A 10,228-nucleotide genomic window follows, 5' to 3' on the forward strand; every position below is an offset into this window, starting at 1 on the left:
CGAAAACGGGTGAAAATAAGCCCTGTCCTGCACGAGAATGGGGCCGCGTGCAGATTGTGTTGCGTGGGTTGCATCCTTCATAACAACCCGCAAGACTGCACTGCGACCCATCACCCCATAAGACAGGAGGGCATAATGGCCGTTTCCCCACCCGTATGCGATTTTGGCTGGCAGGCACCGGGTTTCACCCTGCCTGCGACGGACGGGCGCAGTTACACATTAAACGACATCATGGGGCCGAAAGGCGCGTTGGTGATGTTCATCTGCAATCATTGTCCCTATGTGTTGGGGGTGGTGGACCGCATTGTGCGCGATGCCCGCGATTTGCAGGCGATGGGCGTTGGTGTGGCCGCGATTTGTGCCAATGATGCGCAAGCCTATCCTGCGGACAGTTTCGCCAATATGGCCCGGTTTGCCCGCGAACATGACTTCCCGTTCCCGTATCTGCATGATGAAAGCCAAAATGTGGCGCGCGCATGGGGCGCGCAATGCACACCGGATTTCTTTGGCCTGAATGCAGCCGGGGAATTGCACTATCGCGGGCGGCTGGACGGGTCCGGGCGCAACCCTGCGCCAGATGGCGCGCGCCGCGACCTGTATGAAGCCATGGCCCAGATCGCGCAAACCGGCGCAGGCCCGCGCGATCAGATTGCGTCCATGGGGTGTTCGATCAAATGGAAACCCGCCTGAGCGCGCAGTCACAGCATAGAGGGCAGAACCTGATCGGGCGGGCGGTGCCCGTCCGCGAAGGTCTTGATGTTGATGATGACTTTCTCGCCCATCTCAACACGTCCTTCCAGCGTGGCCGACCCCATATGTGGCAATAGCACCACATTGGGCAATTCGCGCAATCTGGGGTTGATCTCATTGCCATGCTCGAACACATCCAGCCCCGCACCCGCAATTTCACCCGCGCGCAAGCCGCGCGTCAGGGCATTTTCGTCAATGACTTCGCCGCGCGAGGTGTTGATGACAACAGCAGTCGGTTTCAGCAATTTCAGACGCCGCGCATTGAGCAGGTGAAACGTCGATGGCGTGTGCGGGCAGTTGATGGAAATCACATCCATCCGCGCCACCATCTGGTCCAGACTTTCCCACCATGTGGCTTCCAGCTTCTCCTCCACCTCGGGGCGCAGGCGGCGGCGGTTGTGGTAATGAATCTGCATGCCGAACGCCTGCGCGCGCCGCGCCACGGCCTGACCAATGCGGCCCATGCCCAGAATGCCCAGCCGCTTGCCGCCAATGCGCGTGCCCAGATTGGCAAGCGGCGACCAGCCGCGCCACCCGCCTGATTGCATGACCTGCAGGCCCTGCGGTATTTTGCGGGTGACAGCCAGCATCAGCGCCATCGCCATATCGGCAGTATCCTCGGTCAGAACACCGGGGGTGTTGGACACCAGAATGCCACGCTGGCGCGCGGATTGCACATCAATATGGTCCACGCCTGCGCCGAAATTGGCAATCAGCTTCAACCGCTCGCCCGCGCCCGCCATAAGGCTGGCATCAATATTGTCGGTGATGGTCGGCACCAGCACATCAGCGCTGCGCATGGCCTGCGCCAACTCATCGCGGGTCATGGGCGTGTCATCATCGCGCAGGGTGACATCGAACAATTCTTTCAGGCGCGTTTCGACCACGTCGGGCAGGCGTCGCGTTACGACAACACTCAGGCGTTGTGTGGGCATGGTTGCGTCTCACCTCTTTGCAAGTCAGGGGCTTTCTGGCAAAGTGCAATGAACTGGAACAGGCTGCAAGCACGCATTGCAGGCTGGGTCAGGGAAAAGACTGAATGAGCAGTCACAAGACACGCAGTCACCGATCACGGGAAAACCGGGGCAGACAGGCAAAATGATGAAAACCACCCTTGTATTGGCGGCGCTTCTGGTCGCTTTTCCTGTGCTTGCGCAGGCTTTGGACCGTGGGCCGGTCACAAACCTGCCTTTGCCGCGCTATGTGTCGATGAAGGCCAGCGAAGGCAATGCGCGGCGCGGGCCGGATACGTCCCACCGTGTGGACTGGGTGTTTACACGCCGTGACTTGCCGCTGCGTGTGACGGCCGAATACGAACACTGGCGCCGCGTAGAAGATGCCGAGGGGCAGGGCGGCTGGATGCATTACGCGCTTTTGTCGGGGGTGCGGTCGGTGCTGGTTCAGGGCGACATGGTGGAAATGCACAGCGCCCCTGACACGGCCTCCGGCGTTGCCGCGCTGTTGGAACGCGGTGTTATTGCACATTTGCGCGCCTGTCAGATTGACTGGTGCAGGCTGGAAGTTGGCACCGCGCGCGGATGGGTAGAAAAGCGCCATATCTGGGGTGTTTCGCAAGACGAGGAATTCTAGAGTATTCGCCTTGATCAAGCTGTTTTTGTCGTCCATTTGCGGTCTTGTCGGACGCGTGCGCGGGCCTGCGGCCCTTGCGATTCACTGGTGCATTTGCCGAATGTTTCCCTTGCCGAAAACAAGCGCATAAAGCCACCACACCCTGATGGGCTTATTCCGTCAACACGCGAATACGGTTTAATTTCAACGCCGTGCAAGTCATTCTTCCTGCGCCGTTACGCTGTGGCCCGCTTGACACGCAACTGCGACAGGCTGTCATCAACCATCTCGCGCAAGGCGGGGGTGGTCGGGCGCGCGCGTGGGTAAAGCGGGGATGCGCGGTCATTCAGCACGGCCCCCCAGCCCGTGGTGGTTGCAAAAAACCGCGTCACGCCATCAGTGCCGAACTCCGCCAGAAACCCCGCCACCACAACATCCAGATAGCTAAGATGGATGTGATGCGACACATCCGGCAAGGCGGAAGCGTCCAGTGGCACCGCGTATACTTGCGCGGCAACAGTCACCGGCGACTCGTGGTGCAGGCGGTCTGGTGGCACCATATGGCGCCCGTAGCCGGTTTCGCGTAGGTCCAGCGCGGCCCAGTCCGCACGCGGCACGCGCGCAATCAAGCCATCGATCCGCGCGTCGGTGTCGGGCACAACACTTAGAAATGTCTTGTCCAGACGGTGCGAATACCGCCATTCCCGCCGCCAGCCGCGAATCGCGGCGCGGTGCGCATCGGTATAGTCGTGGGTCTGGCGGTTCACCAAGGACCCGTAGCCAAAGAAATAAGGATCACTCATGCCCTATATCTGACCAGTTTGCCCCCAAGGTGCAAGCATGGGATTTGCACTTGCCAAATGCGCGGCCTTTCCGCTAACAAAAGGGCGCAGATACGGGAGACGCTGATCGCAAGGTCAGGGCCGAAGGAGCAACCGCCCCGGTAAACTCTCAGGCAAAAGGACCGGTCTGCACACGGACTCTGGAGAGAGGTGCGCCAGCTTTGGCCGCCCGCCGAAGGGATAGCGATCTCAGGCGCACAGGACAGAGGGGGCATGGAACGCGGCCAGCAGCCGCAACATGGACCCGGGCCGCATGGCCCAACCGGAAGGGGCAGTATGTCTGATATGCAACCCGATCTGCGGCGCACCCCGCTGCATGCGCTGCATCTGGAACTTGGGGCAAAAATGGTGCCCTTTGCGGGCTATGACATGCCCGTTCAATACCCGCTGGGGGTGATGGGGGAACATTTGCACTGTCGCGCCAAGGCGGGGTTGTTCGATGTCAGCCATATGGGACAGGTTATCTTGCGCGGGCCGAATGCCGCGCTGGCGCTGGAACGGCTGGTGCCTGTGGCGCTGGCGGAGTTGGCGGAAGGGCGGCAACGCTACGCGATGTTCACCAATGACGCGGGCGGCATTCTGGATGATCTGATGGTGGCCAATCGCGGCGATCATCTGCTGGTGGTGGTCAATGCGGCCTGCAAGGCGGCGGATCTGGCGCATATGCGGCGCACTCTGCCGGAACTGGACGTGACCGAGGTGACCGACCGCGCGCTTTTGGCCTTGCAAGGGCCGCGTGCCGAAGCGGTATTGGCCGCGCTTTTGCCCGATGTGGTCAAGATGCGTTTCATGGATGTCGCCAATCATGATTGGAACGGGGTCACGCTTTGGGTATCGCGTTCGGGCTATACCGGCGAAGACGGGTTTGAAATTTCGGTGCCCGAAGCACAGGCCGACGCTTTCGCGCGTGCACTTCTGGCCCATGGCGATGTCGCGCCCATTGGACTGGGCGCGCGCGACAGCCTGCGGTTGGAAGCGGGGTTGTGCCTGTATGGCAATGACATCGACACCACCACCACCCCGGTTGAAGCAGCACTGAATTGGGCCATCCAGAAGGCGCGGCGCGCAGGCGGCGCGCGCGCGGGCGGATTTGCGGGCGCAGATGTGATTTTGCCGCAACTGGCACAGGGGGCCGCGCGCCAGCGTGTGGGGCTGATCCCGCAGGGCCGCGCGCCCATGCGCGCAGGCACCCCGCTTTTTGTCGCGCAGGACAGCGCCGCGCAAATCGGCACCATCACTTCGGGCGGGTTTGGCCCGTCTGTCGAAAGACCTGTTGCCATGGGATATGTGCCTGCTGAATATGCAGGCGCGGAAACGGAACTTTGGGCCGAACTGCGCGGCAAGCGTTTGCCTGTGCGCGTGGCGGCTTTACCCTTTCGCCCGTCAACCTACTGCAAATGAGGGATTCTATGCGTTTTACCGAAGAACATGAATGGCTGCGCGTCGAAGGCGATGTCGTGGTCGTGGGAATCACCGAACACGCGGCCGAACAGCTTGGCGATGTCGTGTTCGTGGAATTGCCTGAAATCGAGGCCATGGTGGCCAAGGGCGATGAAGTCTGCGTGATCGAATCGGTCAAGGCCGCCAGTGATATTCTGGCCCCCGTCGATGGCGAGATTGTCGAGGTCAACGAAGCCCTTGTCGACACCCCCGCGCTGGTCAATGAGGACCCGCAGGGGGACGCGTGGTTCTTCAAGATGAAGCTCGATGATCTGGGTGTTCTGGACGATTTCATGTCCGAGGACGAATACAAGGAATTTCTGGGCTGATCCCCGGAAGCGGAGAAACGCATGACCTATACCCCCACGGATTATAACCCCTATGATTTTGCCAATCGCCGCCATATCGGGCCAACGCCCGAAGAAATGGCGCAGATGCTTGACGCGCTTGGATGTGACAGTCTGGACCAGTTGATTGACCAGACCATTCCCGCCGATCTGCGCCAGCCTGACGCGCTGACATGGGCGCCCCTGTCGGAGGGTGAATTGCTGGCAAAATTGCGGGCCGTGGGGGAAAAAAACCGCGTCATGACCAGCCTTATCGGGCAGGGCTATTATGGCACGGTGACCCCGCCTGCAATTCTGCGCAATATCTTTGAAAACCCCGCATGGTATACAGCATACACGCCCTATCAGCCGGAAATTGCCCAAGGGCGGCTGGAAGCGTTGCTGAATTTCCAGACCATGGTTGCGGACCTGACCGGCCTGCCGGTTGCCAATGCATCCTTGCTGGACGAATCCACCGCCTGCGCCGAAGCCATGGTCATGGCGCAGCGCGTGGCCAGGTCCAAAGCGGCGGCGTTTTTCGTGGATGAAAATTGCCATCCCCAGAATATTGCCGTCATGCAGACCCGCGCCGCCCCGTTGGGCATTGAAATCATTGTGGGGGCACCGGAAACGCTGCAGCCCGATCAGGTGTTTGGCGCGATATTCCAGTATCCCGGCACTTACGGCGATTTGCGTGATTTCACACCGCAAATCGCGGCCTTGCATGATGCCAAGGCGCTGGCCATCATGGCAACCGACCTGTTGGCGCTTACCATGATCCGCGAACCGGGCCACCTTGGGGCCGATATTGCGGTGGGGTCTGCGCAGCGTTTCGGGGTGCCTATGGGCTATGGGGGGCCGCATGCCGCGTTCATGTCCTGCCGCGACGATTATAAGCGCGCCATGCCCGGACGGATTGTCGGCGTCAGCATTGATGCGCGCGGCAATCGTGCCTACCGGCTGTCGCTGCAAACCCGCGAACAGCATATCCGCCGCGAGAAGGCGACAAGCAATGTCTGCACCGCGCAAGCGCTTCTGGCGGTCATGGCGTCCATGTATGCGGTGTTTCATGGTCCCAAGGGGCTGCGCGCCATTGCGGAACGGGTGCATTTCCGCACCCAGCGCCTGTATCATGCGCTGCGCGCGGCGGGCGCGCGGGTGGTGGTCAAGGATTTCTTTGACACTATCACAGTTGATGTCGGTGTGGGGCAGGCGGGTATATTGGCCGCCGCACGTCAGGAAGGGCTGAACCTGCGCAAGATTGGCACCACGCATGTGGGCATTTCGCTGGATGAAACCACCGATGAGCGGGTCTTGATTTCCGTGTTGCGGGTGTTTGGCATTGAAGGCGTGCCGCCCCACCGGGCGCAACTGGGGTTTGACGATGCGTTCCTGCGCCAAAGCGGGTATCTGGACCACCCGATTTTCCATATGAACCGCGCTGAAACGGAAATGATGCGCTATATGCGCCGCCTGTCCGACCGCGACCTGGCACTTGACCGCGCCATGATCCCGCTTGGGTCTTGCACCATGAAGCTGAACGCGGCGGCGGAAATGATTCCGCTGTCCTGGCCGGAATTTTCCAGCCTGCACCCGTTTTGCCCGCCCGATCAGGCACAGGGCTATGCGCAGGCGATTTCGGACCTGAAGACGAAACTGTGCGAAATCACTGGCTATGACGCCATGTCGATGCAACCCAATTCGGGCGCGCAGGGCGAATATGCGGGGCTGTTGACGATTCAGGCCTATCACCGCGCGCGCGGTCAGGGGCACCGCGATATTTGCCTGATTCCCGTGTCGGCCCATGGCACCAACCCCGCCAGTGCGCAGATGTGCGGCATGAAGGTGGTTGTCGTCAAATCCAGCGCAAACGGCGATGTGGATCTGGATGATTTCCGCGAAAAGGCCGCAAAAGCCGGCGACAGGCTGGCGGCTTGCATGATAACCTATCCCAGCACGCACGGGGTGTTTGAACAAACTGTGCGCGAGGTGTGCCAGATCACCCATGATCATGGCGGGCAGGTCTATATTGACGGGGCGAACCTGAATGCCATGGTGGGGCTGGTCAAACCGGGTGAAATTGGCGGCGATGTCAGCCATCTGAACTTGCATAAGACATTTGCCATTCCCCATGGCGGGGGTGGCCCCGGCATGGGACCGATTGGCGTGAAGGCCCATCTGGCGCCCTTCCTGCCGGGGCATCCCGAAACCGGCGGCGCCGAAGGCCCGGTTTCGGCGGCACCTTACGGGTCGGCGTCCATTTTGCTGATTTCATGGGCCTATTGCCTGATGATGGGGGGCGCGGGCCTGACGCAAGCCACGCGCGTGGCAATTCTGAACGCCAATTACATCGCGGCGCGGTTGCGCGGGGCTTATGATATTTTGTTCATGGGCAACAAGGGCCGCGTGGCGCATGAATGCATCATTGACACCCGCCCCTTCGCCAAGGCCGGAATTACTGTGGATGATATCGCCAAACGCTTGATTGATAACGGCTTTCACGCGCCAACCATGAGCTGGCCTGTTTCGGGCACGCTGATGGTCGAACCCACAGAATCGGAAACCAAGGCCGAGATTGACCGCTTCATCACGGCACTTCTGGCCATCCGCGAAGAAATTCGCGCGGTCGAGGATGGAACGATCGATGCGGACAACAACCCGCTGAAACACGCCCCCCACACGGTCGAGGATTTGGTGGCTGACTGGGACCGCCCCTATTCGCGCGAAACAGGCTGCTTCCCGCCTGCCAGCTTTCGGGGGGACAAATACTGGCCACCTGTGGGGCGCGTGGACAATGTGTTCGGGGACCGCAACCTTGTGTGCACCTGTCCGCCTGTGGAAAGCTACCTTGATGCAGCGGAATAACGCCGCCAGATTTGGATGACCCAGCGGCCCCGCGACATGTGGGGGGCCGCGTTGCATTCAGGCAGCGGAAGATATGCGGATGGTGGTTTACTGGCTTGAAGGGGACGTGCGCCCTTGGATAAAGCCCGCGCTGTCGGCGGGCCGGGGTCTGCCGATCCGGCGTTATAGGGATGCAGTTTATCCAGGCGGCATATTCCTGAATTGTAAGCATCCGCTGAAGACCGTGGCCGTGCGGTGTTGATCAGAGGCGTTTGAGCGCAGCTTTTGGTTTACGCGGCTTCGGGGCCCACTTTTTGGCGAGACGCTCGAAGTTTTCGAGGATGCGGCCGATCTCTGCCTCATCGGGATCGAACTTCCCCCCATGCCATTCCAGCATCCGGTCGTGTTCTTCGTGCTTGGGGTCGGCCATGGCGTCAACGAAGTCGGCGTAGCCGGGGAACCCACCCACATCTTCAGGGGGACAAGCCCCGATAGCCCTGAAAAGACGCGGGTAGTCGGCACCCGGGATGGCATCATCGATTTTCTCGACCTTGATCACATGGTGCCAGTTGTCGCCAAAGTCATAGATGTAATGGATGGTCTTGGTGCCGACATCTTCGAGGACATCGATCAGGCTGGTTTTGCTGGCGGGCAGCGGGCCATCATAATAGCCGTCAGGATCTGGCACGCCCCAGCCAACGCCGCCGGCCCGGAACTCGTAAAGGTGGCTGTCGGTCCAGCCCATGGCGGCCTGGATCACATCGTGCAGACGGTTCAGCTTGATCTTGATCGGCACATCGAAGCGCCGCAATACTTGGGGCTCGACGTCAGATAATGTCACCTTGAGGCGCGCAACCAGCGTCATGCGGCAATCCTCTTCAATTCAGTTGCGGCCTTCCAATGCCATGGCAGCAATTCATGCACGCGCGAGATCGGGATCTCCGGCAGGCGGGCGAGGACATCGGCCAGCCATGCCTGTGGGTCGATGTCATTCATCTTTGCCGTGACAATGAGGCTATACATGAACGCAGCCCTGTCGCCACCACGTTCGGATCCTGCAAAAAGCCACGACTTTCTGCCCAATGCGATGCCTCTGAGAGCGCGCTCGGCGGCATTGTTCGTCATGCATAGGCGCCCATCATCAAGGAATGCAGTGAAGGCGTCCCAGCGGCCCTCGCCGATGAGCATATAATTCATCGCCTTGGCGACAGGGTTGTGCTTTGACATCCGGGCCCTCTCGGCAAGCATCCAGTCATGCAGATCATTGACCAGCGGCGCGACCCGTTGCTGGCGGACCTCATAGCGCTCTGCGGCGGACAGGCCGGTGATTTCACGCTCGACGGCAAAGATCGCATCGATCCGCGTCGCAGCGTCCAGCGCGATGGGAGATATCCCCTCTGCTACCTTCTTGCCCTTGCGGGCCCCGTTTTTGAAGATGGCGGCCTTGATATCTGCCAACTCAAAAAACTTGCGTCTGGCATGGCTCCAGCACAGTGCTGCGCGCACCGGACCCGGGCTTCGATCTGCCAGATACAGATCATTATAGCCGCCATAGACGTCCGACTGCAGCACACCCTGCCACCCGGCCAGATGCTTGTTGGGATGAATCATCTGACGATCAGGCGAGAACTTGAAGAAAGCCGCAGGCGGCGCGCCCCCATCCCACGGTCGATCATCACGCACATAGGTCCACAGCCGCGCAGTTTTGGTGCCGCACGCGCCAGAAGCGGAACGGTTGTGTCATCACCATGCAAACGGCCTGCGTCCAACACATGGCGTTCGATCAGCGCATGGATGGGAGCTAGCGCCACACAGGCATGCCCAATCAGGTCAGCCAGGGTGGACAGGCTGAGATCAATCCCTTCACGTGCAATCCGCTCGGCTTGCCGGTTCAGTGGTTGGTGCTGGCCATATTTATCAAAGGCGATCATCGCGATCAGTTGCGGCCCGGCCTAACCGCGCGGAATGGCGTGGAACGGGGCGGGTGGCTGGCTGATCTTCTCGCAGGCCCGACAGGTGAACTTCTCCCGCACGGTCTGGACCACCTTCCACTGACGGGGGATCACTTCCAGCGTCTCGGTGACATCCTCGCCCATCTTCACGATCCGGTCCGAGCCACAGCAGGTGCAACTGGTCGGCGCCTCAACCACCACACGTTCGCGCGGCAGGTGGTCGCGAAAGGGTTTGCGCACGGGCTTGCGCCGCGTGAAGGCACGCACGGTGCTGGTCTTGTCATGCGCTGCAGCTTGTTCAGCCGCCAGCGCATCTTCGGTGGCCGCGGCTTCCAATTCCTCAAGCTGCAATTCCAGCTGATCGATCAGTCGCGCGCGGCGCTCGGAGGAGATACCGTATTTGTCGCGCCGCAGTTTGGCGATCTCCAGCTTCAACTCCTGGATCATTGCCTCCGTGCAGGAGGCCAGGGCACGAACTTGCACCAATTCGGCTTCCGCCGCCTGT

8 protein-coding genes, 1 pseudogene and 2 riboswitches are annotated in these 10,228 nt (G+C 60.6%); of the genes and pseudogenes, 5 read left to right on the top strand and 4 right to left on the bottom strand.

Annotation, left to right across the window (positions count from 1 at the left end; all coding sequences use genetic code 11):
* Positions 1 to 135: 135 nt before the first annotated feature.
* Complete coding sequence (locus ACTZWY_RS10105) at positions 136 to 690, top strand: thioredoxin family protein (RefSeq protein WP_444790579.1); 555 nt, start codon at positions 136 to 138, stop codon at positions 688 to 690.
* An 8-nt stretch (positions 691 to 698) separates the two neighbouring features.
* Here the strand turns inward: ACTZWY_RS10105 and ACTZWY_RS10110 are convergent, their stop codons facing one another.
* On the bottom strand, positions 699 to 1,685 hold the full coding sequence (locus tag ACTZWY_RS10110; protein ID WP_444790580.1) for a 2-hydroxyacid dehydrogenase: 987 nt from the start codon (positions 1,683 to 1,685) through the stop codon (positions 699 to 701).
* A gap of 166 nt (positions 1,686 to 1,851) precedes the next feature.
* Between ACTZWY_RS10110 and ACTZWY_RS10115 the strand changes: the two genes are divergently transcribed.
* Positions 1,852 to 2,340: an SH3 domain-containing protein gene (locus ACTZWY_RS10115; RefSeq protein WP_444790581.1), complete on the top strand. Its 489-nt coding sequence runs from the start codon at positions 1,852 to 1,854 to the stop codon at positions 2,338 to 2,340.
* A 215-nt stretch (positions 2,341 to 2,555) separates the two neighbouring features.
* Here ACTZWY_RS10115 and ACTZWY_RS10120 read toward each other — a convergent pair whose 3' ends face one another.
* Entirely contained in the window at positions 2,556 to 3,122 is a 567-nt protein-coding gene (locus ACTZWY_RS10120; protein ID WP_444790582.1) for a gamma-glutamylcyclotransferase, read from the bottom strand.
* Positions 3,123 to 3,204: 82 nt separating this feature from the next.
* A riboswitch (glycine riboswitch) is annotated at positions 3,205 to 3,296 on the top strand.
* 3 nt (positions 3,297 to 3,299) lie between these two features.
* Positions 3,300 to 3,369: riboswitch (glycine riboswitch) on the top strand.
* Positions 3,370 to 3,437: 68 nt separating this feature from the next.
* Here ACTZWY_RS10120 and gcvT point away from each other — a divergent pair.
* The 3 genes from gcvT to gcvP are packed head-to-tail and all read left to right on the top strand — an operon-like array spanning position 3,438 to position 7,792.
* Positions 3,438 to 4,562 carry a glycine cleavage system aminomethyltransferase GcvT gene (gcvT, locus tag ACTZWY_RS10125; RefSeq protein ID WP_444790583.1) on the top strand — a complete coding sequence of 375 codons (1,125 nt, stop codon included), beginning with the start codon at positions 3,438 to 3,440 and terminating at the stop codon, positions 4,560 to 4,562.
* 8 nt (positions 4,563 to 4,570) lie between these two features.
* Entirely contained in the window at positions 4,571 to 4,930 is a 360-nt protein-coding gene (gene gcvH, locus ACTZWY_RS10130; protein ID WP_444790584.1) for a glycine cleavage system protein GcvH, read from the top strand.
* Positions 4,931 to 4,951: 21 nt separating this feature from the next.
* The gene (gene gcvP / locus ACTZWY_RS10135; RefSeq protein WP_444790585.1) at positions 4,952 to 7,792 is read left to right on the top strand and encodes an aminomethyl-transferring glycine dehydrogenase; all 2,841 of its coding nucleotides are present in this window, start codon (positions 4,952 to 4,954) and stop codon (positions 7,790 to 7,792) included.
* 241 nt (positions 7,793 to 8,033) lie between these two features.
* Here the strand turns inward: gcvP and ACTZWY_RS10140 are convergent, their stop codons facing one another.
* Both ACTZWY_RS10140 and tnpC read right to left on the bottom strand, forming a co-directional pair.
* Positions 8,034 to 8,636: a plasmid pRiA4b ORF-3 family protein gene (locus tag ACTZWY_RS10140; protein WP_444790586.1), complete on the bottom strand. Its 603-nt coding sequence runs from the start codon at positions 8,634 to 8,636 to the stop codon at positions 8,034 to 8,036.
* Positions 8,633 to 10,228, bottom strand: a pseudogene (gene tnpC, locus ACTZWY_RS10145) (IS66 family transposase); the annotation flags it as partial. The gene ACTZWY_RS10140 and the pseudogene tnpC, both read right to left, overlap by 4 nt.

This window comes from Roseinatronobacter sp. NSM, from assembly GCF_052379845.1.
GTDB lineage: Bacteria > Pseudomonadota > Alphaproteobacteria > Rhodobacterales > Rhodobacteraceae > Roseinatronobacter.